At 63.0% G+C, this 23,853-nt stretch carries 22 protein-coding genes; 9 read left to right on the top strand and 13 right to left on the bottom strand.

From position 1 onward, the window contains the following. The first annotated feature begins 92 nt into the window (after nucleotides 1–92). The 9 genes from HAD_RS14705 to HAD_RS14665 all read left to right on the top strand — a co-directional run bounded on the left by HAD_RS14705 (nucleotide 93) and on the right by HAD_RS14665 (nucleotide 10,047). Nucleotides 93–1,181 (top strand): phosphotransferase family protein, encoded by a 1,089-nt coding sequence (locus HAD_RS14705; protein ID WP_035573081.1) that lies wholly within the window; start codon nucleotides 93–95, stop codon nucleotides 1,179–1,181. Beyond that, nucleotides 1,178–2,428, top strand: coding sequence for an MFS transporter (locus tag HAD_RS14700; RefSeq protein ID WP_084331993.1), 1,251 nt, complete (start codon nucleotides 1,178–1,180; stop codon nucleotides 2,426–2,428). Before HAD_RS14705 ends, HAD_RS14700 begins: the two co-directional genes overlap by 4 nt. A 1-nt stretch (nucleotide 2,429) precedes the next feature. Further along, nucleotides 2,430–3,641, top strand: coding sequence for a serine hydrolase domain-containing protein (locus tag HAD_RS14695; RefSeq protein ID WP_035573079.1), 1,212 nt, complete (start codon nucleotides 2,430–2,432; stop codon nucleotides 3,639–3,641). A 30-nt stretch (nucleotides 3,642–3,671) separates the two neighbouring features. Continuing rightward, complete coding sequence (locus HAD_RS14690) at nucleotides 3,672–4,583, top strand: hotdog family protein (RefSeq protein ID WP_035573077.1); 912 nt, start codon at nucleotides 3,672–3,674, stop codon at nucleotides 4,581–4,583. 10 nt (nucleotides 4,584–4,593) lie between these two features. After that, nucleotides 4,594–5,088 (top strand): DUF4262 domain-containing protein, encoded by a 495-nt coding sequence (locus HAD_RS14685; RefSeq protein WP_035573075.1) that lies wholly within the window; start codon nucleotides 4,594–4,596, stop codon nucleotides 5,086–5,088. Next, entirely contained in the window at nucleotides 5,085–6,008 is a 924-nt protein-coding gene (locus HAD_RS14680) for a crotonase/enoyl-CoA hydratase family protein (protein WP_035573072.1), read from the top strand. Before HAD_RS14685 ends, HAD_RS14680 begins: the two co-directional genes overlap by 4 nt. Before the next feature lie 115 nt (nucleotides 6,009–6,123). Beyond that, nucleotides 6,124–7,401 (top strand): metal-dependent hydrolase family protein, encoded by a 1,278-nt coding sequence (locus tag HAD_RS14675; RefSeq protein ID WP_156942316.1) that lies wholly within the window; start codon nucleotides 6,124–6,126, stop codon nucleotides 7,399–7,401. A 153-nt stretch (nucleotides 7,402–7,554) separates the two neighbouring features. After that, on the top strand, nucleotides 7,555–8,427 hold the full coding sequence (locus HAD_RS18160) for an OmpA family protein (protein ID WP_051596347.1): 873 nt from the start codon (nucleotides 7,555–7,557) through the stop codon (nucleotides 8,425–8,427). 267 nt (nucleotides 8,428–8,694) lie between these two features. Next, nucleotides 8,695–10,047 (top strand): DEAD/DEAH box helicase, encoded by a 1,353-nt coding sequence (locus tag HAD_RS14665; protein ID WP_035573068.1) that lies wholly within the window; start codon nucleotides 8,695–8,697, stop codon nucleotides 10,045–10,047. On the opposite strand, the gene HAD_RS14660 is transcribed toward HAD_RS14665, so the two are convergent. From HAD_RS14660 to HAD_RS14600, 13 genes are all read right to left on the bottom strand, one after another. Then, entirely contained in the window at nucleotides 10,044–11,303 is a 1,260-nt protein-coding gene (locus HAD_RS14660; RefSeq protein ID WP_051596346.1) for an acetyl-CoA hydrolase/transferase C-terminal domain-containing protein, read from the bottom strand. The genes HAD_RS14665 and HAD_RS14660 overlap by 4 nt on opposite strands. 7 nt (nucleotides 11,304–11,310) lie before the next feature. Beyond that, the gene (locus tag HAD_RS14655) at nucleotides 11,311–12,381 is read right to left on the bottom strand and encodes a DUF2855 family protein (protein WP_035573060.1); all 1,071 of its coding nucleotides are present in this window, start codon (nucleotides 12,379–12,381) and stop codon (nucleotides 11,311–11,313) included. Continuing rightward, the gene (locus HAD_RS14650) at nucleotides 12,378–13,136 is read right to left on the bottom strand and encodes an enoyl-CoA hydratase/isomerase family protein (RefSeq protein ID WP_035573059.1); all 759 of its coding nucleotides are present in this window, start codon (nucleotides 13,134–13,136) and stop codon (nucleotides 12,378–12,380) included. The genes HAD_RS14655 and HAD_RS14650 overlap by 4 nt, the downstream gene beginning before the upstream one ends. Further along, on the bottom strand, nucleotides 13,133–14,464 hold the full coding sequence (locus HAD_RS14645) for a cytochrome P450 (protein ID WP_035573057.1): 1,332 nt from the start codon (nucleotides 14,462–14,464) through the stop codon (nucleotides 13,133–13,135). The genes HAD_RS14650 and HAD_RS14645 overlap by 4 nt, the downstream gene beginning before the upstream one ends. Before the next feature lie 8 nt (nucleotides 14,465–14,472). Further along, the gene (locus HAD_RS14640) at nucleotides 14,473–15,201 is read right to left on the bottom strand and encodes an SDR family oxidoreductase (protein ID WP_035573054.1); all 729 of its coding nucleotides are present in this window, start codon (nucleotides 15,199–15,201) and stop codon (nucleotides 14,473–14,475) included. A gap of 50 nt (nucleotides 15,202–15,251) precedes the next feature. Then, nucleotides 15,252–16,385 (bottom strand): pseudouridine synthase, encoded by a 1,134-nt coding sequence (locus HAD_RS14635; protein ID WP_084331991.1) that lies wholly within the window; start codon nucleotides 16,383–16,385, stop codon nucleotides 15,252–15,254. A 73-nt stretch (nucleotides 16,386–16,458) separates the two neighbouring features. Continuing rightward, on the bottom strand, nucleotides 16,459–17,841 hold the full coding sequence (locus tag HAD_RS14630) for a M20/M25/M40 family metallo-hydrolase (protein ID WP_035573053.1): 1,383 nt from the start codon (nucleotides 17,839–17,841) through the stop codon (nucleotides 16,459–16,461). Next, nucleotides 17,838–18,266 carry a DUF4345 family protein gene (locus HAD_RS14625; protein ID WP_035573052.1) on the bottom strand — a complete coding sequence of 143 codons (429 nt, stop codon included), beginning with the start codon at nucleotides 18,264–18,266 and terminating at the stop codon, nucleotides 17,838–17,840. Before HAD_RS14625 ends, HAD_RS14630 begins: the two co-directional genes overlap by 4 nt. Before the next feature lie 145 nt (nucleotides 18,267–18,411). Then, nucleotides 18,412–19,641, bottom strand: coding sequence for a sensor domain-containing phosphodiesterase (locus HAD_RS14620; RefSeq protein WP_084331990.1), 1,230 nt, complete (start codon nucleotides 19,639–19,641; stop codon nucleotides 18,412–18,414). 181 nt (nucleotides 19,642–19,822) lie between these two features. After that, nucleotides 19,823–20,788, bottom strand: coding sequence for a lysophospholipid acyltransferase family protein (locus HAD_RS14615; protein WP_051596345.1), 966 nt, complete (start codon nucleotides 20,786–20,788; stop codon nucleotides 19,823–19,825). Next, nucleotides 20,785–21,780, bottom strand: a complete 996-nt coding sequence (gene lpxK, locus HAD_RS14610) for a tetraacyldisaccharide 4'-kinase (protein WP_035573051.1) — start codon at nucleotides 21,778–21,780, stop codon at nucleotides 20,785–20,787. The genes HAD_RS14615 and lpxK overlap by 4 nt, the downstream gene beginning before the upstream one ends. Next, the gene (locus tag HAD_RS14605) at nucleotides 21,777–23,039 is read right to left on the bottom strand and encodes a 3-deoxy-D-manno-octulosonic acid transferase (protein ID WP_035573050.1); all 1,263 of its coding nucleotides are present in this window, start codon (nucleotides 23,037–23,039) and stop codon (nucleotides 21,777–21,779) included. Before HAD_RS14605 ends, lpxK begins: the two co-directional genes overlap by 4 nt. Then, nucleotides 23,036–23,770 carry a lysophospholipid acyltransferase family protein gene (locus HAD_RS14600; protein ID WP_051596344.1) on the bottom strand — a complete coding sequence of 245 codons (735 nt, stop codon included), beginning with the start codon at nucleotides 23,768–23,770 and terminating at the stop codon, nucleotides 23,036–23,038. Before HAD_RS14600 ends, HAD_RS14605 begins: the two co-directional genes overlap by 4 nt. Nucleotides 23,771–23,853 lie beyond the last annotated feature (83 nt).

Here is a 23,853-nt window from a genome sequence, read left to right as displayed (position 1 = left end):
ACGGGCATACGCGGACGTCGCGGAAGGCCTTGGCGCAGCGTGGCCCGTGAGTATTGTATCTTCTGAGAAATTGCGGAAATGAGGGCAGGAAAATGGCCGACGCGCCGAAAGCTAGCGATCTGTTCAGTGGCACCAAAGAAGTCGCCGAGTCACACCGGTTCGATGAGGCCGCGCTGGCCGCCTGGATGGAGGAAAATGTCGAGGGCTATAAAGGCCCGCTGGAAGTACGCCAGTTCAAGGGCGGTCAGTCCAATCCGACCTACCAGCTGGTGACCCCGAACAAGAAATATGTGATGCGCCGCAAGCCGCCGGGCAAACTGTTGCCCAGCGCCCATGCCGTCGACCGGGAATACCGGGTGATCTCGGCGCTCTATCCGCTCGGCTATCCGGTCGCCCGGCCCTACGGCCTGTGCACCGATGAGAGCGTGGTCGGCACAATGTTTTATGTCATGGACATGGTGGAAGGCCGCATCCTGTGGGACGGCACCCTGCCTGACTGTGAGCCCGCCGAGCGCCGCGCCATCTATGAGGCCAAGGTGAAGACCTTTGCCGATCTTCACAATGTCGACTGGCGCGCCGCCGGCCTCGAAGGCTTCGGCAAGGAGGGCGACTATGTTGCCCGCCAGATTCACCGCTGGACGAAGCAGTACAAGGCTTCCGAGACCCAGCACATTCCGGAGATGGAGCAGCTGATCGAATGGCTGCCGAAGAACATTCCGCCGGGCGACAAGACCACGATCGTGCATGGCGACTACCGGCTCGACAATATGGTGCTGCACCCGACCGAGCCGAAAGTGATTGCCGTGCTCGACTGGGAGCTGTGCACACTGGGCGATCCGCTGGCGGACTTTTCCTACCACCTGATGAACTGGGTGATGCCGCCGGGCGACAGCACGCGCGGGTCCATCATGGCGATTGACGACCTCAAGGCCTGGGGCATCCCGACCATGGACGAATATGTCGATCTCTACTGCAAGCATACCGGCCGCGATGGCCTGCCGGAGCTCGACTATTACTTCGCTTATAACGGCTTCCGCCTCGCGGGCATTCTGCAGGGCATCATCGGACGTGTCCGCGACGGCACCGCCAACAGCGCCAATGCTGAAAGCAACGCCGCGCGCGTCGTGCCGCTTGCGAAGTTTGCCGCCGACTATGCGCGCCGTGCCGGGATGCCGGGGTGACACCTGAGCCATCCGGTGACGGGGAAAACCCAGCTCCACAGACACACCGCCTCGGGCGGCGGGACCTGATCCTGCTGACCCTGGCGGGGGCCGTGGTGACGGCGAACGCCTACTACATCCATCCGATCATTGCGCTTGTGGCAAAGGACTTTGGAGTCTCGCCGTCCGAGATCGGGCTTGTTCCGGCCCTGAACCAGATTGCGCTGGCGCTGGGCATCCTGTTGTTGCTGCCACTCGGCGACCGGGTCTCGAACCGCAAGCTGGCGACGATCTTCGCGACCGGACAGCTGGCCGGGCTGATCGTGATGGCTTTGGCGACAAAGTTCTGGGTGTTTGTCGCCGGGTCCACATTCCTGGGCTTCTCGACCATCACGCCTTACCTCCTGCCGGCTTATGCGTCCAAACGGGTGGCGCCGGAACGGCTGGGGCAGGTCACGGCGACGCTGACCACCGGCGTGATCGGCGGTATCCTGCTGGCGCGCGTCGGGGCCGGCTGGGTCGGCGAACACCTTGGCTGGCGAACGGTCTATTTCATCGCAGCGACGGTGATGGCGGCGGTCACGTTCATGTTGCCGCGGATCATGGACGAACGCGAAAAAGCAGAGGCAGACGCACCCAGGCACACTTATGCCGGTCTGGTCCTGTCGGTGTTCCCGATTATCCGGAAGCATCCTGAAGTGCTGCTGTCCGGTACGATCCAGGGGCTGGGTTTCGGCATCTTCCTGTCCGTCTGGCTGGGCCTTGGCCTGTACCTGACCAGCCCGGCCATGGGCTATGGCGCCGATACGGTGGGCTATCTTGCGGCGGTGTCGCTGCTGAACCTCATGACCACGCCGTTCCTGGGAGGCATTGCCGATCGGGTCGGGCCGCGCAAGGCGCGGGTGTTCGTTTCCATGATCCAGTTCTGCGCGGTCTGCCTGCTGGGCCTGTTCGGCCACAGCCTGTGGCTCCTGCTGATCCCGATCATGTTCATGAACGTCGTGGGGCCGTTGATCGACATCACCGGGCGGATGACCTTCCTCAGCTTGCCGGCAGACGTGCGCACCCGCCTGATGACGGTCTACATCGTGCTGATGTTCACGGGCGGCGGCCTGGCCAGCTGGGGCGCGACCTTTGCCTATGAGCATGCCGGCTGGCACGGCACGACAACGCTGACGCTGTGCCTGTCGGCTCTGTTGATGACATTGTGTTTCCTCGGCTGGTGGTTTGGACCGGAGCGTCGTGGAAAATTCGCAACTGGAGAATGACATGGCGATTCTGAAACGCGTGAGCGTCTTCCTTGCTGCGCTGATCGTGGCGGCGGGGATCGGCTGGATTCTGATCGGGCCGGACTGGCGCGCCCTGCTGGCCCACCAGCCCTATGGCCGGGACATCCTGTTCTGGAACCAGGCGCAGCGCGATGCCGGTTTCCGCATGATCGACCGCATTCCATTCGTGATCGAGTCCCACACGATTGAGGCCGGGGGAGACGTGCGTGAATTGCCGGAAGGTGAACCACTGGATACCGGCATCGACCTGGACGCCTATCTTGCGGCCAACCGGACGGCAGGCATTGTCATTCTGCAGGACGGGAAAGTCCGGCTCGAACGCTATGAAATGGGCTTCCGTCCGGATGGCCGCTGGACCAGCTTCTCTGTCGCCAAATCCCTGACCTCCACCCTGGTCGGCGGGGCGGTGAGGGATGGCGCGATCAAGAGCCTTGATGATCCGGTGTCGGACTATATCGACGAGCTGAAGGGGTCTGCCTATGACGGCGTGACGGTCGAGCAGGTGTTGACCATGACGTCAGGCATCGACTGGAACGAGGACTACAGTGATCCGGCCTCCGATGTCGCGCAGTTCGATCTGCAGGAGGCGGCGCCCGGCAAGAGCGCACTTGCGACTTATATGGCTGGCCTCGGCCGCGCGCATCCTGCGGGTGAGGTGTGGAACTATTCGACCGGCGAGACAAACCTTATCGGCGTGCTGGTCAGCCGTTCGACAGGCCGGGAGCTGGCCGGGTATCTGTCCGAAAAGATCTGGACGCCCTACGGCATGGAAAGGGACGCGACGTGGCTGCTTGGCCATGACGGTCATGAAATCAGCGGATGCTGTATCCAGGCTTCGGTGCGGGATTTTGCCCGTTTCGGCCAGTTCATGCTTGAAGGCGGCTCGGATGTGCTGCCGGAAGGCTGGATCGCGGCGGCCACGGTGAAACAGGCCGACATCGGCTCACCCGGCGAGGGCTATGGGTATCAGTGGTGGACCTGGGATGACGGGTCGTACCAGGCCGATGGCATCTTCGGGCAGGGCATCTTTATCGATCCGAACCGCAATCTCGTCATCGCCTCGAACGCCAGCTGGACCTCGGCATTGGGCGACACGGGCGGCGAATGGGAAGCCCGGAAAGGATTCTACAAGGCAATTCAACACGCCATCGATATGGAACTCGCGACACCGCAGGGTGACGCCGCGCCATGATGGTGGCAAACTTCAGGAAAAGGAGACGCCATGACCGAGACGATCAAGGGGCCACTGCGCGCGCCCGTACAGATGCTTCAGGAACAATCCTATGACGGGCACAAGAGCCTGCACGATGACAGCGAGGCTGAACGCCTTGGCATCAAGGCCGGTCCGATTGAGGGGCCGACGCATTTCTCGCAATTCGTGCCCTACCTTGCTGATATCTGGGGCAATGACTGGTTCGAGCGCGGCTGCTTCTCCAGCCACTTCCTGAACATGGTGTTCGAAGGCGAGAAGGTGCGCGTTGAGGTCGACCGGCCAGCGCCCGGCGAAACCCGCACGATGTGCCGCGCCTTCAAGGAAGATGGTACGCCCGTGCTGGAAGCAAGCGCCTCTATCGGGCCGGATCATGGCGAAACGCTGCTGGAAGGCCGGATGAAGAAGCTGCGCCCGCCGAGTGACCTGGTCATCCTCGAAGACATGAAAGTCGGCATGACAGGCATCGCGGATGAAACCGTGACCATGGGCATGGACCAGAACATGGGCAACCTTTACCCGTTCTCGCTGGCAGAGAAGCTGAAAGTCATCACCGAGCCAATGGACGTTTACTCAGACGCGTCCGCCGGGCCGTGGGACAAGCCGATTGTGCCGCTGGAAATGGTCAGTGTGCTGGGTAATTATTCCAGCCGCACGGCGAAATTTCCGGTCAAGCAGCCGGCGATCGGCCTGTTTGCGGATCTTGAAGTGCGCATGGTGAAGGGGCCGCTGCTGGTGGGGGAGACCTACATCCTGCGCCGTGAAGTGGTGGCCTTGTCGGAAAGCCGCCGCGCGGAGAATTACTGGATCCGGACCAAATTCTACGATCAGACCGGCAATACGCAGGTTGCGGAAATGCTGCTCAATCACGGCGTTCTGAAGGCCAGCTATCCGGCCTACCCCGCCGACAAGCTGCCGGCCTGAGGAGGGCAAGATGGCGCTGTCCCCGGAATTGCAGCCGATTGCGGCCCGTGTCGATCGTGACGGCTGGGCCATGGTTTCTGTCCAGAAGGACCCGGCCGATCCGGAGTCCCGGTTGCTGTTCACCGTAACGGTCGGGATGCAGGAGAAATTCGGGCTGCCGGAACTTGTCCTGTTCGGTCTGAACAGGACGATGGCGGAAGGCATGATCCACAATGTTGCCGCCCGGCTGGTGAAAGAGAAGAGCTGGACAGACCAGCCTTTGCGTATGGATGGTGTGCTGGAGGGGGAGGAAGTCGAACTTCGCCCGGTGCACGACGAACATCTGGGCGAGGTCGGTGCCATCAACATCATGATCCGCCGCGAAACCGGACGTCCGCCGCTTGAGGGAATGATCCAGGTTTTCTGGGCGGGCGACGATGGCCGGTTCCCATGGGACCCGGAGAGCACGGATACGTTCCGCGACCAGCCGAGGCTCGATATGTCCTGGGAGAAAGGCAAGGGATGAGCGGGTTTGAGACCATTCTCTATGCCACACAGGACGGGCATGCGCGTATTACGCTGAACCGGCCTGAGAAGCTGAATGCGCTTTCCTTCGTCATGCAGGCGGAATTGTCTGCCGCGCTGTGGGAAGCGGACAATGACCGGTCCGTGCATTGTGTGATCCTGGAGGGCGCCGGCCGCGCCTTCTGTGCCGGGTATGACCTGTCCGGTGCAGACGGAGAGGTGCCGGTGTCGCCGGTGGAGGACAAGGACGGGAAAACCTATCGCGGCCATCGCAGCATTGATGACGATGCCTGGCAGCTCGAACGCCAGCAGCGCTGGCGGATGGCGCTGTTCGACATGCACAAGCCGGTCATCGCCAAGGTGCACGGGTATTGCCTGGCGGGCGGGTGTGACCTGGCATTGCTGGCCGACATGGTCATCGCAGCGGATGACGCCACGTTTGGCTTTCCCCCGGCGCGGGACCTTGGGGCTCTGCCCAATAATTTCTGGGTCTATAATTGCGGGCCGCAATGGGCCAAGCGCCTGCTGTTGACCGGCGACACGGTGACCGGCACCGAGGCGCAGGCCATCGGGCTGGTCATGAAGGCAGTGCCCGGCAATGATCTTGAAAACGAAGTTGTCGGTCTCGCCGGCCGGATGGCAAAGATCGACCCGGATCTGTTGTCCGCAAACAAGCGGATCGTGAACCTTGCCATGGAACTGATGGGGGCCCGCACCCTGCAGCGCCTGGCTGTGGAGAACGATGTACGCGGGCATAATACGCGCGCCGCCGACGGGTTCCGGGCCAGCGTCGCCGAGAAGGGGCTGAAAGCCACGCTGCGCGCTCGCGATGCCGCGTTCGGCGACGGACGCGCCCGCGTGTTCGGCCCGGAAACAAGAGATGAAAATGGCCGGCTGACGGGCCTGGAGGAGAGCGAATGAAGGCGCTCCTCTGCCTGGCTGCCTGTCACATACTGCCGTCCGGCGCGCGCCAGATGGCGCAATGAAATTGATCCTGAACCTCTGATCGAAAGTGAAGACAATGCACACAAAGCTGATGAAACTGGTAGCCGGCGCAGCGGCTGCAACGGCCCTGGCCGGAACGGCCGCCGCCCAGGAAGCGGTCATCCACGCAGGCTATCTGCTTGCCACGCCGGGTGACGGATATCTCCGCAAGCAGACGGTCGTCGTTGAGGACGGCCGGATCGTGTCGGTTGAGGCGGGCTACAAGCCGGGGCCAAAGGGCGTGCCGGTGATCAATCTGCGCAACGCCTATGTGCTGCCGGGCCTGATCGACAGTCACGTCCACATTACTGGCGAGTCCGGCCCGGGCGAGCGGATCAAGACGTTTGAGGACACAACGGTCGACCAGGCGTTCGATGGTGCAGGCTATGCGCACAAGACGCTGCTGGCCGGCTTCACCACGGTGCAGGATGTTGGCGGGTCGAATGATGCCGTGTTTGGCTTGCGCGATGCGATTGCCAAGGGGCTGGTGCCCGGTCCGCGCATGCGGGCGGCGGGGCAGGCCGTGTCGGTCACAGGCGGTCATGGCGATATCAACGGCTATGCGCCGGACGTCATGGCGCTGTTTACCGGTAAGAACATCTGCAACGGCGCGGATGATTGCCGCCGGGCGGTTCGCCAGCAGGTGAAAGAGGGCGCCGATGTCATCAAGATCACTGCAACGGGCGGCGTGCTGTCCAACACGAAGGCCGGTCTTGAGCAGCAATTCACCGATGCGGAGCTGGAAGCCATCGTCGAGACCGCCCATTCGATGGGCCGCCAGGTGACGGCGCATGCCCATGGCAAGGTGGGCATCGAATCCGCCCTGCGGGCCGGTATCGATTCCATTGAGCACGGCACCTACACCGATGATGAGACCATCGCCCTGTTCAAGGAGCACAATGCCACATTGGTGCCGACCGTTCTGGCCGGGGCCACGGTGACAGGCTGGGTGGACGAGCCATGGCTGCCGGCAGCAAGCCGTACGAAGGCCGCCATTGTCGGTCCGCTGATGCAGGACATGCTGCGCCGCGCCCATGAAGGTGGCGTGACGGTCGCCTTCGGCACCGATACCGGCGTATCGAAGCATGGCGACAATGCGCAGGAATTTGCCCTCATGGTTGGCGCAGGCTTCACGCCGGAAGAAGCGATCCGGTCTGCCACTGTGGTTGCCTCTGAACATGTCGAGATGGATTCCGACATTGGCACGATCGTTCCGGGCAAATATGCCGACATCATCGCCGTTACCGCGGACCCGCTGAAGGACATTGCCGAGCTGGAAGACGTCGACTTCGTGATGAAGGGCGGCGTCGTCTACAAGAACGAGAACTGACCGCAGTCACCGGCGGCGCCTCGCCCGGCCCGCGAAGGGTTTTGACAAGGCGGGGCGAACGCCGGATGCTGCGCAGCGATCATGGGCCAACCGGCCCGGATCATGCATGGGGCTGTGAGAAGCACGGTTTCTGAAGGCATAAGGAAAGACAAGATGGCTCTGGCAACGCGTATGGTTACCGGCGCTGCGGCAGTCCTCGCACTGGCCGCCTGTTCGGGGCAGGAAAATGCTCCAGGCGTTCAGAAAACGGCCGCTGCGGCTGAAGCGGACTGTATTCCGATTTCCGATGGCACCTACCAGATCCGGGATGGCAAGATCCTCGTCATGCGGGCGGACGCCTCGTCTCGTCCTGAACCAGCCCCGATTGTGGACGTGTCCGGCGAGCCGGTCGGCTGGGCCGCGAAACTTGAGCGGACCTTCGCGGCGACCGGCTATCCCTGGCTTGGCCTGCAGGTGCGCGACGGCGTTGCAGCTGTTGTTGGCACGGCGCCGGGACTGGCCGCCCGGGATGTCAGCTTCCTGACGGCGAAAGCCGCCATTCAGAACGACCCTGAAGGCGCCGAAAAGGTCAGCCTGATCGTGAACGCGATGGCTGTCGAGGGGCGCGAGGATACGCTGGGCGCGGGGCTGACACGCCTTATGAACAGCGACCTGACGCTGAACGATTGCCAGGACGCGTTCAATCAGACCCTGCGTGTCGACGATATCGATTTCCCGGTGAACATGGCTGTGCTGAATGCAGCGGAACTGCCGGTGGTCGATACGGCGACAGGCATCGCCAGGCTGTGTTCCGCCTACAATATCGAGATTGCAGAGCATACGGACTCGCGTGGTTCCGACAGCTACAACCTCCAGCTTTCGCGCCAGCGGGCAAACGCCATCCGCGACTACATGATTGAACATGGTGTGGACGAGGCCGTGCTGACGGCGGAAGGCTATGGCGAATCCCGGCCGGTCGACAGCGGCACTTCCGCAGCCGCCCGCGACCGGAACGAGCGGACCGAGTTTACCGTTTCCGCACGCTGAGGGGCGTTGCGCCGTCGGGTTTTCTCATTCGCTTCATTGACTGTTCATACAAACGAGGCCATGTGGCCAGTGTCGAAGCGCTGTAACGGGCGCATGGAGCAGGCAGCGTGAAACGTGCAGCGGGTTTTCCCGCCGCGACCGGCCAGCTCCTTCAGGCATTCAATCAATGCCGTTGCCCCTGATCGCGCGGGGCTTCCACAAAATTTAACCCTTCAGGGCAGGCAGCGCGCAGGCATGCCGCGCGCCCGCTCGAATGAAAGACTATACATGACCAAGTTTTCAGACCTCGGCCTGAACCCGCTGCTGATGCGGGCAATTGCGGAAGAAGGCTATGAAACGCCGACTCCGATTCAGGCACAGGCCATTCCGCTGTTGCTGGAAGACAAAGACCTTCTGGGCATCGCGCAGACCGGTACAGGCAAAACGGCCGCCTTCGCGCTGCCCACGCTCGACTTCATGCTGGAATATCCGCAGAAACGCCGGGCACGGAGCGCACGCGTTCTGGTGCTTGCGCCGACCCGCGAACTTGCCGGCCAGATCGCCGAGAGTTTCCGCACCTATTCCCGCCATATGGACTGCAACGTGCAGACCGTGTTCGGCGGCGTGAACATCAACACCCAGCGCCGTGCGCTGCAAGGCGGTGCGGATGTGCTGGTGGCAACGCCTGGCCGTCTGCTCGACCTCGTTGGCCAGAAGGCTGTCAGCCTTAAGGAAGTCGAAGTCCTCATCCTCGACGAAGCCGATCAGATGCTGGACATGGGCTTCATCCATGACCTGAAAAAGATCGTGGCGCAGGTCCCGAAAGACCGCCAGACACTGCTGTTCTCCGCAACCATGCCGAAGCTTATCTCCGACCTTGCCCAGCAATTCCTGGACAAGCCGGAGCGGGTTTCCGTAACACCGCAATCGACCACGGCAGAGCGTGTGGACCAGGGCATCTACCACGTGTCCAACAATGACAAGCTGGATCTCCTGTTCGACGTTCTGAACAATCCGGAGATCGATCGCGCCCTCGTCTTTACCCGGACGAAGCATGGCGCCGACAAGGTGGTCCGCAAGCTGCTCGCCAAGGGGCTGGACGCGAAAGCCATTCACGGTAACAAGTCCCAGCCGCAACGCCAGAAAGCCCTGGACGCTTTCAAGAACGGCAATTGCAAAGTGCTGGTGGCGACTGACATCGCCGCGCGCGGTATCGACATTGACGGCATCAGCCATGTCGTGAACTTCGAAGTTCCGAATGTGTCGGAGCAATATGTGCACCGCATTGGCCGTACAGCCCGGGCTGGCCGCACGGGGCTCGCCATGTCCTTTGTCGCGGAAGATGAGCGCTATTACCTGCGCGATATCGAGAAGACCATTGGCATGCAGATCGACGTGCTCAAGGCGCCGGCGGATTCCAAGGTCGACCTGTTGCCGACCCCTGACCCGAACGAACGCCTCTTCAAGCCGAAAGGTCCGGCACGTGGAACCGGTGGCGGTGGCCGCACTGGCCAACGGCGCCCGCAGGGTGGCTCGCGTCCGCAAGGCAAGCCAAAGGCTCACGGCGCAGGCAATGGCGGCAAGCAGGGCGGCCGTAGCCGCGGCGGGAAGAAGCGCAACCTGGAAGGCGCGCGCGGCTAGAGACTGGCGCGCAGCTTCGCCCACTGATTGGCAAGATCATCCCGGAAGGCTGGCGCGGCAATCGCGATCAGCCTTTCGGCGCGCTCGTCGATATCTGCCGTGGCCAATTCGGCCACACCATACTCCGTCACGACATAACCCGCTTCGGCACGGCTGAGCGTGACAGTCGGGGATGCGAGTTGAACCACGATGCGGGAAACGCTGCCGCCGCGGGCCGTTGCGGGCAGGGCGATGATGCTGCGTCCGCCAGCTGAAAGCTGGGCTCCGCGCACGAAATTGCCGAGCCCTCCGGTCGAGGCGACCTGACGTCCCTTCACCCATTCCGAATTCAGCTGTCCGAACAGGTCGACCTCCACGCCGCCATTGATTGCGGCGAGGCGCGGGATTGCGGCCAGTACCGGCACCGAATGGGTCACGCTGACAGGCTGGAAATTGAACCGCGGATCGGTCCCCGCAGCGTCGTAAAGCGGCGGCGTGCCGATGGCTGTCCCGGTAAGGATAGCCCCCGGCTCGGACCCGATGGCCCCTGCGGTCACTGCACCGAGTGCCGCGTCCGTGATCATGCCTGTGTGAATACGGATGTTGCGATGGTGGGCCGCGGCCGCCATGGCGATCTGCTGCACACTTCCGATCCCTGACTGCACCGTAAATCCATCCCCCATCAACGTGGCGGCATGCGCAGCGATGGCTGTGGCCTCGTCGGACAGGGGCGGGTCGGCCAGCGTGATCAACGGCGTGTCGTCTTCGACAACATCCGTGAAAGCCGAAAGGGGCAGGCGCGGCGCATCGGCCGGAAAAGGCATGTCCGGCCGGATGACGGCAATCAGGCGGACTTTCTCACGGCCCGCAACGGCAGGCGACATGTCTGTGCCCAGGCTGAGGGAGACATCTCCGCGTGCATCACGCGCTGACACGGGGATGAACGCCGCATCCAGCGGAACGCTCTTTAGCCATTCGAATGCCGTGGAATAATGCACGGGGTGCAGGCGATAGCGCCCGGCTTCGAAACTCGCGCGGTATTCGGAATAGAGAAATGTTCCCTCGGCGGCCGCGCCGGAATGAAAATCCGTCCATGCCGTCCGGTTGATGCCCGGCAGCCAGTGGCCAATGAAGGTGGCGCCGTCGGCGAGGTCTGGCGTTTCACGAAGGGCGCTTGCGAGGCAAGTCGGCTCAGCGGGGCCGCCAGGGACATAAATGCGGGGCGCCCCGTCCGTCGCACCCCGTATGTCGAGAAGCAGGTCCCGGACAGTCGTCACGCATGCCTCACGGCGTGAGGATCAGGCCGGACGCCGGGCTTACATCCGCATCCAGCGTCTTCAGCCAGGCGCTGGAAATCGCTTCATGCCCCTTGGCCTGTTTCGGTTTCACGAATTTGCGTGACGCCTTGTAGAAACTGAGAAGCGATTGGCCGAGCTTGGCGTTGAGGGTGCTTGCGCCCAACTGCTTGGTGCGTTCGGCCGCATAGGTCGGGACGAAGAAGAATTCCGGCTGCGGATCTGGCAGCTGGATCGGGGCACGATTGCCTTCCCAGTCGGTCACGCCAATGACCAGGCTGCGGACAAGGCGGTCCTTCAGGGCATTATGCACATCCGCCGTCAGGGTCGGGCGGCCAAGGAAGTCGACAAAGGCCGTCAGGCCGCGCGCGTGCAGGCGGTCCGCATCGGCGTAGGTGCGCACCCGGCCATAAAGCCCGGTGGATTCCACGAATGACTTGTTGCCTTTCGACGTCAGCGCGACGGTGTCCACAGTGCCGCGTTGTTTCAGGCAATGCGCGAGCGCCAGGGCCGTCTTGGACGACGCCGAAGAAATGACAACCGTTTCGGGGATGGGGTCGCCCGTTTCCATCAGGGAATCGTCGATCATCCATCCGGTGGTGAACAGCGGGCGGAACAGCATCTGCTGTGCCTCAGACTCTGCATCATAGGACGGATCGGCAGCTGTGAAGATATAGGTGTTGTAGATGGCGGCCATCGGCTGGCGATGCGCGGCGCCATCGATAAAGCTGGCCTTGCCAACTTTTGAGGGCTGCACATCGAAGCGATCCGAGATCGGAAGGTATCCGTAGACGCGTTGGCCCTCTGTCACACCTTCAGCCTTGGACTCTTCCACGGTCGCAAAGCCCCAGACCGGGACACGCCCGAAGGCCGGGTCGGACGCCGGGAAAAAGTCCCAGTATTTCATGGCATCGCCGAACGTGGCGTAGGTGACATTGTTGGCGGTCAGGGCGAAGGCATCGACTTTCAGCCGGGCACAGCCATCGGCCAGCGGTGCCGGCGGCCGTTCGGCCCAGTGTACCTCGCGCAGATCGTCGCGGCGGATGAGAAAATCGCTCATTTTTTCGCTTTCGGTGACTTTCCTGTAAAGGCCCCGATTCGCGCCTGCATGTCAGGCCCCACGCCTTCATTATTGAGGACTTCCCATTGCAGCCCGCTGTCCATGTCCCGCGCGTCTGTGGCTTCCAGAAGGCGCTTGTTGGCGGCGTGCGAAAAGGCAGAGTTGGCCGTGATCTGCTGTGCCAGTTTCAGGATCGCGGAATCGAACTCGGCATCCGGCACGACCATTTCAGCCAGACCAATGCGGAAGGCTTCCTCGGCGCCGATCATTTCGGCGGTAAACATCAGGCGCTTTGCGGTTGCGATCCCCACCCGGCGGGGCAGGCGCTGGCTCATGCCCCAGATCGGTGTCAGCGCCCATTTGGCATGCGTGTCGCCGAAGCGGGCACTTTCGGCCGCCATGATGAAATCAGCGGCGAGAGCGACTTCCAGAGCACCGGTGTAGCAGTGGCCGTGCACGGCTGCGATCACCGGCTTTGGCAAGCGTTCCATCAGGCGCAGGGTTTCCGAGTGCCAGCCGCGCGACGGCACCGCTTCGCCCTCGGCGATATCAGCCAGGTCGTGCCCGGCGGAGAAGCATTTTCCTGCGCCGCGCAGGATCACGCAGCTGACCGTGTCGTCCTTGTAGAGATCGGACACATGCGCGCGAAGTTCGCGGAACATGCCAACGGTCAGCGCATTCAGCTTGTCCGGACGGTTGAGGGTGAGGATGGCACAGCCATCATGGTCCTCGCGGGTAACAAGTGTATCGCTCATGTGCCGAGATCCACCATCAGGCTGGAAATGGCATGGACGAAATTGTTCGGCGCGATCGTCTGTTCTCCGGTCCATTTCACGTTCGGGAAGCGAGACAGGATCTGCCGGTAGGCCGCTTCAAGCTGCATGTTGGCGACGCGCTGCCCAAGGCAGACATGGGGTCCGTGTCCGAAGGCAAGGTGCTCCTTCGCGTTGTCGCGGGTAATATCGAAACGGTTTGGGTCCGGGAATTTTTCCGGATCGCGGTTCGCGGCCGCATAGTACATCACCACCTTTTCGCCTTCGGCAATCGGTTGTCCGCCGAGCTCTGTGTCGGTGGTTGCCGTGCGGCGCATATAGGTCACCGGTGAGACCATGCGAATGGCTTCATGGACGAAGTTCGGGAACAGGTCTTCATTGGCCTGGAGTTTCGCTTTTTGATCCGGAAATTCCGTCAGCAGGCGCATCGTTCCGGAGAGGGAATTCCGCGTCGTGTCATTGCCGGCGAACACGATCAGCAGCCAGGAGCCATCGAGGAATTCGGGGCTCAGCGGTTTGCCGTCGATTTCGACATTGGCGATGGCAGACAGCAGGTCTTCCTTCGGTTCCTTGCGGCGCTCGGCCAGCAGGTGACGGCCGAATTCGAACATGTTCTGGATTTCCTGCATGAACGCCATCATCTGCTCTGGCGTCACATTGCCGAGGCCTTCCTGCTGGGCCTGGTATTGGGACGTTTCGAGGAAATGCATCCAGTGAACCAGCTTCGGCCGGTCCGCTGGCGGAACACCCAGGATTTCGCACAGCGTGAATAGGGGGAGTTCGGCGGAGAACATTTCAACCATGTCCACGACCGGGCCCTGTTTCTCCATGGTGTCCAGCAGTTCGGTCACATAGGCATCGACGCGCTTTCTCAGCTCCGCCACGAAACCGGGACGGAAGAAGTGCATGTGCTCCATGCGCAGCGGCGTGTGATAGGGGCGGTCGAGGTTGATCAGGCTGTTCAGGCTGGAAGAGTGCAGCAGAGGGTGGCGGGGCTGATCCGGCAGGCCATAGGTCATCAGGATGCCGCCGCGCTGCGACGAGAATGTCGCCGGATCCAGCTCGACCTGCTTGACCAGCTCGTAGGGCGTGACGGCCCAGAAACCGGCAGCGGCTTCCTCCGGGTGCCACATGACGGGCGCCTTCTCCCGCATCTGGGCGAAGGCCTCGTGCGTGTATCCGCCATGCCGGGAGAACACTTCCGGATCGGTGAGGTTGACCGGCGGGTCGAGGTCGTAAACCGGCTTGTTCGCCGGTGCGTGCGGCGGGGATTCCTGTTGATAGGTCTCGGTTACATTCTGAAACGTCATGTCGGGTCTCACAAAACCTGTTCGATGGGGCGGATCACGATGTCGTTGAGCACCATGTTGCGCGGGCTGGCGATGGCGAAGTGTACGGCTTCGGCGATGTCTTCCCCTTCGAGGCCGGTATAATTGAACCGGTCGCCAATGCCGGCCAGAACGTCGGGATCCTTGATCGAATGGGCGAGTTCCGTATTCACCTTGCCGGGATAGATCGTTGTGACACGGATGATTCCGGCCGTTTCCTTTCTCAGGCCTTCAGAGATGGCCTTCACCGCATGCTTGGTGCCGCTGTAGACGGCGGAGGTCGGATTGGTCATCAGGCCGGCGACGGACGAGACATTGATGACGTGCCCCTCCTTGCGCTCCAGCATGTGGGAAAGCACGGCGTCGATGCCGTAGAGCACGCCTTTTATGTTGACGTCGATCATGCGGTCCCACTCCTCGACGCGCCGGTTGGCCAGCGGTGAGAGCGGCATGATGCCGGCATTGTTGACGATGACATCGACCTTGCCGAAATGCTTCATGGCGGCCTGGCCCAGCGACAGCATGTCGTTGTGATTGGTGACATCTGTCACGCGCCAGGAGGCGTTCGGTCCGATCTCTTTCGCGAGCTCCTTGAGCCGGTCTTCCCGGCGCGCTGCCAGCATGACCTGTGCGCCCGCTTCGGCCAGGCGCTTGGCTGTGGCGGCGCCGATGCCGCTCGATGCGCCCGTAACGATGACGGATTTGCCTTCTGCAGACATGCATTGCCTCCCTTTTGGCGATCGCCACGGGCGGCATGCCGATGGCCGTCTCAGCGTGGCTTGTTGCGTTTCCTGCTGCCGGACAGCTTACCGGAAGGGGGCTTGGTGCCAAGGTGTGACTTGGGGGAAGGAGGCTTGGGCTGGGTCGTCCATTCCTCGTTTGGTTTGGCACGTTTTCCGTCACGGGACCGGGCGCTGGGCTTACCAGCTGCTTTCGGGCCCGATTTGGAGGCAGGTTTCGCCCCTTTGCGCGGATCCGGTCTGCCTCGGCCTGAGCCGGTCCTGGCGTTGCCAGCGGGCGCGCCTCTGGAGGCCGGGGCAGGCGTGCCGGTGGCGGAATGCAGGTGTCCGATGGCCTGCTGGACAAGGTCTGGCGGCACTTCATCGACCATGCCTGGTTTCAGGTCGGCGAGTTCAAACGGGCCGTAGGACACGCGGATCAGGCGGTTCACGATCAGGTTGACCGCTTCGAGGGCGCGGCGCACCTCGCGCTTCTTGCCTTCCGACAAGGTAACGGTCAGCCAGGTATTGGCGCCCATTTCGCGGTCCAGAACGGCGGTGATGGGCTGGTATTTCACGCCCTCGACCGTGAGGCCGCTCGCGAGTTCCTCGATCTTCTGGGGTGTTACGGTGCCCTTGGCGCGCACCCGGTAGGTCCGCTCCAGGCCGCTCGATGGAAGCTCCAGCGTGCGCGCCAGCTCGCCGTCATTGGTGAGCAGCAGCAAGCCTTCGGTCGTCAGGTCCAGGCGCCCCACCGTCACGACGCGGGGCAGGGAACGTGGAAGCTCGTCAAAGATCGTGCGGCGGCCTTCGGGATCGGAATTGGTCGCGATCAGGCCGGAAGGCTTGTGGTACCGCCAGAGGCGGGTCGCATCCGGTGCGGCGATGGTGCGCCGGCCAACCCGGATCAGCTCCCTGCCCGTCACCTTGAAGGCCGGAGAGGTCAGTTTCTTGCCATCGACGCTGACCTTGCCCTCTTCGATCAGGCGTTCGACCTCCCGGCGGGAGGCGACGCCGGCACGGGCGAGGTATTTCGCGATGCGTTCGCCTTCGCTCCAGTCAGGCTCAGCGGCAGGACCGCGTGCTTTGGGGGATTTGTGTCCGGGGCCGGGCTTGCCGCCCGGTTTGCCTTTGGCACCTACAGGTTTGCGGCGCGGGCGGCCCGTCTCTCGACGCTCCGTCATGATGGCTTCCTTTCAATGTCAGAGGCCCGAATCCGTCATCCGGGCCTCCGATGCAAGGGATTTTGGCCGTCGCTTACTTCGACAGCTCCGTGATCAGCACGTACCAATGATCCAGCGCGCCGGGGATGGAGGCGACCGGCACCCGCTCGTTCAGGCCGTGAGCGTACTGGTCCGAAGGCCTCATGAAGATGCCGGTGACGCCATAGGTGTCGATGCCTTCCTTGCGGAAGAACAGGCCGTCCGTCGTGCCGGCGGACATGGAGGGGATGATCGGCAGGCCGGGGGCCTGGGCATCCACAGCCTTGCGCAGCGCGGCCATGACGTCCGGGTGCAGCGGAGAGGTTTCGGACTGCGGGAACTCCTCCGGAAAGGTCACGTCTGCGCCATCGCCGGCCAGTTCCTGCAGTTTCGCCATCACGTCGCGCGGCGGGATACCGGGGAAGATGCGGCAATTGATGTTAGCCACGACACTTTGCGGCAGGGCGTTTGGCGCATGGCCGCCTGTGATCTCGGTCGGCACACAGGTCGTCCGCGTAATGCCGACGAACTCAGATTCCTGTCCGATCCGGTCGGCGGCGGCCATATCCGTCGGGTCAGCGGCGAAACGGGCCATCGCTTCGCCCAATTCGCCCTCCGTGCGCTTGGCCGTCTCGGCGAAGAAGGCGAGCGTCAGTTCACTTGTCTCCACCGGGAATTTGTAGGCGCCGATCCGTTCCAGCACGCCAGCCATATCGACAATTGCATTGTGCGCGGTCGGGCGGCTGGAATGACCGCCGGGATTGGTGATGGTAATCTTAAAGTCGGCATAGGTCTTCTCACCGGCCTGCAGGCTGTAGAAGCCGTAGGTGCCGTCTTCATTCAGCGTGCCGCCGCCGCCATCGGCATTCAGCACGTAACGCGCATTCCGGTAGAGCGGGGCGATTGTTTCGGCTGTCTTCTGCGCGGTTTCTTCATCACCCGTCAGGATAAGGACGATGTCGTTTTCCGGCTCAAACCCTTCCCGCTTCAGGCGCAGCAGGGTGGTGACCAGCATGGTCAGGCCGAATTTGTCGTCCAGCACGCCGCGCCCGAAATAATAGGTGCCATCCGTTTCCATCGTGAACGGGGCGCGTTCCCAGTCGGCCGGGTCTGCTTCCACAACGTCCATATGCGCGTTCAGCAGGATCGGGGAGTCCGAGTTCTTGCCGTGATAGGTGGCGATCAGCGTGGCAGTCTCACCCAGAGGGACAATCTCGATGTCTTCCTTCGCGAAGCCACCGGCCTCCAGTTCGCCCGCAAGATATTCGGCATAGGCCGGAACCTTGCCGCGGCCGGCGACGGTGTCGAACGCGACAGACTGGCCGAGGATTTCGGTCGCCTTGTCGACATCGACCTGTTCGGCACTCGCCGTGGTCGGCGCGGAGACACACCCGACAAGAAGAAGGGCGGCGAGGCTGGAGAGGAATTTGTGTTTCATTTCGTGAAGGTCCGGATGATGTCGTAGATCTGAACCAGGTTGGCACCGATTGCCAGGCCGATGATGATTTCAAGCGGGATCCAGACCGGGATGAGGCCCTGAGCCCGGTTCCGGTCGCGGTCCGCAAACAGGGAGATCAGCCGCCCGATGCCTGCGCCGATCCAGCCAAGCGCTAATGGCAGGGCGGCGAAGCCGGCATAGATGGCCGGCAGGTTCAGCGCGATCAGCAGGGCAGACAAGTGCGCCATCAGGAACAGGCCGCCATAGGTGGCGCGGAATTCCGAATAGCCGCCGGGCCGGGCAGGATCCGGATCTTCGACAAGACGCACGACACCGGATGCCCAGCGCGGCGAGATCAACGCCCCGAGCCCCATGGCGGCGCCGGACGCAAGCGCGATGCAGGAAATGATCTGGCCGTAATGCATGAAGACCCATCCTTTCAGAAGACGGGAACATTAGGATGCTTTTCGCCCATGTCTAACAGTGTCTTCAGTCCTCTTGGCGGCGGGACAAAAAAGCGCCGGCCCAAACGGACCGGCGCAGGAGAGAGGGTTCTGTGAAATGCCGTGCTTACGCCTCGCGCGCTTCCTCATTGAGGGAGGTGAAGGCATTGATGCTGGGCCGGCCGAGGAAGTAGCCCTGACCGCGGCGGACGCCGAGCAGTTTCAGGGTCCGGAGTTCTGCTTCGGTCTCGATCCCTTCGGCCACGATCTGTGCGCTGGTTTCGCGGGTATAGTGCAGCAGAGCAGAGATCAGCGCGCGGCGGGCAAGGTCGGCATCGACATTGCGCGTCAGGCTGATATCCACTTTCACGAAATCCGGGCTCAGCTGGATGATGTGGCGCAGCGACGAGTGGCCGGCTCCAGCATCATCCACCGCGATGCGCAGACCGCGCTTGCGCAGCGGCGCCAGGCATTTCGTGAACAGGTCATAGTCCTCGATGATCGCGTGCTCGGTAATCTCAAGCACGATGCGCGACAACGGCAGTCCGGAAAAAGCAGGCGCAAAGGCCGGGTTGATCACGGTCTGCGGCGAGGCATTCACCGACACATACTGGTCGGCCGGCAGCACGTTCAGCGCCCGCACGGCGTGCCGGATCGCGGCCAGTTCCAGTTCCGCGGCGAGGCCGACTTCAGCGGCTTCCGCGAACCAGATGTCCGGCGTGCGGTACGGCTCAGCCGAGAAGCGCGACAGCGCCTCGAAGCCTTTGGGCTGCATGTCGCCAAGGTCGACAATCGGCTGGTAGGCGATTTCGAATGCTTTCTCTTCCAGCACGGATTCGATGCGGATGCGCTTTTCCCGCATGACGCGTTCAGTCCGGTGATTGGCATGGATCTGCTGCGTCGCGAGGTTTGCGAACAGGCGCATGGTCTCGAGATCGCGGGAGTTCAGGCTCGTATTCGGCTTCGGGCTCAGGCAGGCGAACATGCCATAGATCGTGCCGTCTTCCAGATGGATCGGAATGGCGATGTGAGACCCGATCGGAAGCGTACGGGTGATCGGCAGGGAGGCGGCCAGCTGGTTTTCGGACGTGTCCGCAATCATCTGGGGCAGGCGGCCGGCGACGATGAGGCCGCAATAGCCTTCGTCCATGCTGCGGCTGGCGCCGGCGCGGATCAGGTGTTCGTATCCGGGCGCATCGACGTTGCGGTACACAACCCGGCCATTCACGAATTGCGACAGGTAGGCCACCGGCATGTCGAGGTGCTCGCGGATCGCCCTCAGAGAGGAATCGATGATCTGCGGCGAGGTCTCCGACGGACCTTTCAACATGGATGGGTCGAGTTGGAATGCGTTCATCAGTGCCCTCCCGGCGAGCGCCTGGCAAAAAAGTAAATCCCCCTGCCGTCCTGGCAGCTGCCGGGAAACATAATTAGCTTTTTTTAAGCAAGCGGTGCCGGAAACGGGGGAATTCAGACGGGAGAGTTGCCGACTTGGAAACCATGATGCGCTAAGACAGGCTCGGGGGAATTTGGGGGCTTCAGGTGACGCCCGCTTCTTTCCAGGCTTCCTTGGGCCAGCGGCGGTGTTGCCAGAACCACTGGCCGGGATGGGCGCGGACCTGCGCCTCCAGGAATGTGTTGATGCGCGTCACCGAGCGGAGGATGTCGGCATCGGTGTCGCCTGTATCCTCCGGCACATAGGGCTCGTGGAATTCAATGTGGAACCGGGCGGGCCCGGTTCGAACGGTCGAGACCGGCACGATCGGGACCTGGTATTTCAGGGCAAGGCGGGTTGGCCCCGGGGCGGTCATCGCCTCGCGGCCGAAAAAGGGCACCGAAATACCTTCATTAAATTTCTGGTCGTTCATCAGTGCGATGGGAGCGCCCTTCGCCAGCGCCCGCATCAATTCGCGTGTGCCGATGCCTTTCGGGGCGTTGATCGCCGTGCCGTAGTCGTGGCGCAGTTTCGAAATCCGGCGGTCGATATGCGGATTGTTGAGCGCCCGGTAAGTCATCACCGCCTGCGGGATGCGTTTGGTGATCGCCGCCGGCATGATTTCCCAGTTGGCGAAATGCCCGGAGATGAACACCGCGCCCTTGCCGCTGTCGCGGATGCGATCGAGAATATCGAGACCTGTAATCTCCACCCGGCCAGACGCATACGGATCGATCTTCGGGAGGTGAGGCAACTCGCCCGCCGTCCGCCCGGCCGATTCCCAGGCGGCGAGGGCCGTTTCTTCTACCTGCGCTTCGGACCAGTCGGGAAACGCCATCTTCAGATTGCGCCGCATCGTCTTGTGCTGGGAAAAACGGGGGCCGATTTTGCGCAACAGCCAGCCGCCGAAATTCGAGGCGCGGTCGGGGCCCATCGCCTTGACCGGGGCCCAATAGATCCAGTCCCACGCGAAGGTTTCCAGCCGCCACTGGACCCGCTGCCAGAAGCTGGCGCGGTTATCGATGTCCTTGGGGCGGACATATCCAGTCTTCTGCTGCGGATCGCTCATGCTTCTTTCGGACCGAGAATGGGGGCGAGGAGCGCGGCAAGTGCTGCCTCATCCTCAAAGCGGGCTTCGACGGGGAATACAAGAATGCGCGCGCGTTCTTCTGCAGGCAAGCGCACATGGTCCTTGGATGTCGTGATCAGGCGGGCACCGCGGCTTGCGGCGAGATCGTGGAGGAATTTGAGATCGCTGCTTGTATAGGCATGGTGGTCGCCATAGGGGACGCTGTCCTGCAGGTCGGCGCCCGCTTCGGTCAGGCTGTCGAAGAATTTCACGGGCCGGCCGATCCCGGCAAAGGCCACCAGCGGCCCCTCCGGCACGTCCCCGGCAGGTGCCAACCCGGCCCGGACCACTGGCAGACGGGATTTTTGCACCGCCGACAGTTCCTTGCCTTCCCCCATCAGGATCACGCCATCGGCGCGCGCCAGGCCATCGGCGACCGGTTCCCGCAGCGGTCCCTTGGGCAGGACATGTCCATTCCCGAAGGGCGCGGCGGCGTCGATCACGATGAGGGAAAGGTCCTTGGCGACAGACGGGTTCTGGTGGCCGTCATCCATCACGATCAGCTGCACGCCGTCTGCGGTCATCGCGCGCGCGGCGTCGGCGCGGTCCTTCCCGATCCAGGCTTCTCCCGTTGCGGCCAGCATCAGCGGTTCATCGCCCACGTCGCCGGACGTGTGCCTGGCAGGATCGACCTTCAGCGGACCCTCCAGTTTGCCGCCATAGCCCCGGGACAGGCTCGCAGCGCGCAGGCCCGCCTCAGCGGCCCGGTGCCGGATGGCCTCGACGACCGGAGTCTTACCAACGCCGCCGACCGTGAGGTTGCCGACACAGACGATCCGTGCCGGGATGGCTTCGGGCTTTGCGCGGGCCAGCTTGCGGCGGATGCCGAACGTGTAGAGTGCCGCCAGCGGTGTCAGCAACAGGCGGGTCAGGGGCGCGGCTTCCCGGGATCTCGGGTCGAGGCCGGCCGACCAGAAATGCGGCGCCTTCATTCCAGCAGTCCCTTTTCGGGCAGGAGCGAACGGATCGCCTCCAGCGTCGCCTGCATGGGGGCGTCGGCCTCGTATTCCAGCAGATCGAGCGAAGAACTGGAGGGCGGCGCCATGGTGACCAGCGCCCGGCCGATGGCTTTCGGCGTCTTGAGCAGGCGGATCAGGCCCCGTTCGGACAGGTCTTCCATCATGTCGGCGAAATTGAAGACGTCCGGGCCGGAGACGACAGGTTTTCCAAGACGGATCGGTTCCAGCGGATTGTGTCCACCAACGTCAGGCGTGTGCCCGCCGCCGAGATAGACCGCATCGGCGAGGCGGAACCAGACCCCCATCTCGCCCATCGTATCCGCGAGCAGGACGCGGGTGTGCAGGTTCGGGGCCTCACCGCGGGACCGCCGGGCGAACGGAATGTTGCGGGCGCGCAGCAGGTCCTCGATCACCGGGCCGCGTTCCGGATGGCGCGGTGCGATGATGAGGGCGGCATCCGGGGCCGCTTTCATCGCATCGAGGAACAGGGCCTCTTCGCCGTCGTGCGTGGAGGCGGCGAGATAGCATTTGCGCAGGCCTTTGAAGCCCTCATGCATCCGGCGCAGCTCGACGTCATTGGCGGAGGGCGGCGGCAGGGCGGATTTCAGATTGCCCGTGCAGACCACGGGTTTCCCCATCAGGTTTGCTAGCCGCCGGGCCGTATCCTCGTCCGCGGCGAGCACGGCGTCGAACCGGCCGACCAGGGCACGGAAGGTCTGATGGAAGCGCTGCCAGCCCTGCGCGGATTTTTCCGTCATGCGGGCATTCACCAGCGCGCGTTTCGCGCCGGCCTTTTCCGCCTCAAGGATCAGGTTCGGCCAGATCTCGCCTTCGCCGAAAATGCAGAGGCTGGGTTTCCAGTGGCGGATGAAGCGGCGGGCGGCGGCGGGCGTGTCGACCGGGGCCATCGTGTAGACGGCATTGTCCGGCAGCATCGGTCCCATCAGCTTGGCGGAGGTCTGTGTCTGGCTGGTGAACAGGAGCATCAGGTCTGGCCGTTCGTCCAGCAGGCGGTTGCCGAGTTCCAGCAACAGGCGGCTTTCGCCGACGCTGGCGCCGTGCAGCCAGACAAGCACGCCATTATTGCGCAGCACGGGCAGGTGCCGGGCCATCCGTTCATTTCGGCGTGAGAAGTCTTCCTTGCCTTGTTTGACCCGCGCGCTCAGCACGAAGCCCAGGAAAGGCGATAGCGCGCTGGTGAGGACGCGATACACGTGCAGCGCGAAAGTCATCTGGAAGCGGGATCCGTTTCTGTTTCCGGTGAGCGGCCGCACAGCATATCAGCCCGGCGCGTCGCTTCATCAAGTCGAACCTGCAATTCTGTCCGCAGCGCTTCTGGGCTGGCGGAGCGGGGCGCGTCGACCGGCGGCCCCAGAATGATGGCCCCACGGGTGAAAGGGAAGGGAATCATGAACCGGTCCCAGGTTTTCAGCCGCCAGCAGGGGGTGACCGACAGGGCGTAGGGCACAATCGGCGCGCCGGCCCGCTGGGCAATCATGACAGCGCCCGGGCTGACCTGTTCGGCCGGGCCGCGGGGGCCGTCCGGCGTAATGCACACCGCATTGCCGCTTTTCAGCAGGCGGGCCGCTTCCGCAATGGCGCGGGCGCCGCCCTTGTCCTTGCGCTTTTTCTTGTTTGCGGCTGAGCCGCGGATGGCGTGCAGGTGGAGATGGTCGATCGCCCGGGCCACGGCTTCGCCGTCCGGCGACAGCGAGATCAGCATCGCCGCTTTGTTCACGCGGTCATTCCAGCCGCGGATGAAGCGGATCCAGCCCGTTGGCAGGAGCATGATCCGGGAGTGCCAGGACGCGACGACAACGCCGTCATTGTCCCGCCAGGCCTGACGGGCAGCAGGGTCCACCTCGACCGTCCAGCGGATTGTGTGGGCCACCATGGCCATCCATGCCCAGATCAGGCGGCCAAGGATGGCGGCAACGATGGAGGAGCGGAGCAGCGATTTCATCGCGCGGCTTATAGCGTGCTTTGCTGAGGGGACCACGTATTGTCTCAGGTGGCCTGCTCTCAGGTGATCTCTGGGGAAACGAA

It is taken from the genome of Hyphomonas adhaerens MHS-3, assembly GCF_000685235.1.
Classification (GTDB): domain Bacteria; phylum Pseudomonadota; class Alphaproteobacteria; order Caulobacterales; family Hyphomonadaceae; genus Hyphomonas; species Hyphomonas adhaerens.
The sequence above is the reverse complement of the archived record's forward strand: the minus strand, read 5'-3'. Positions and strand labels throughout refer to the sequence as shown.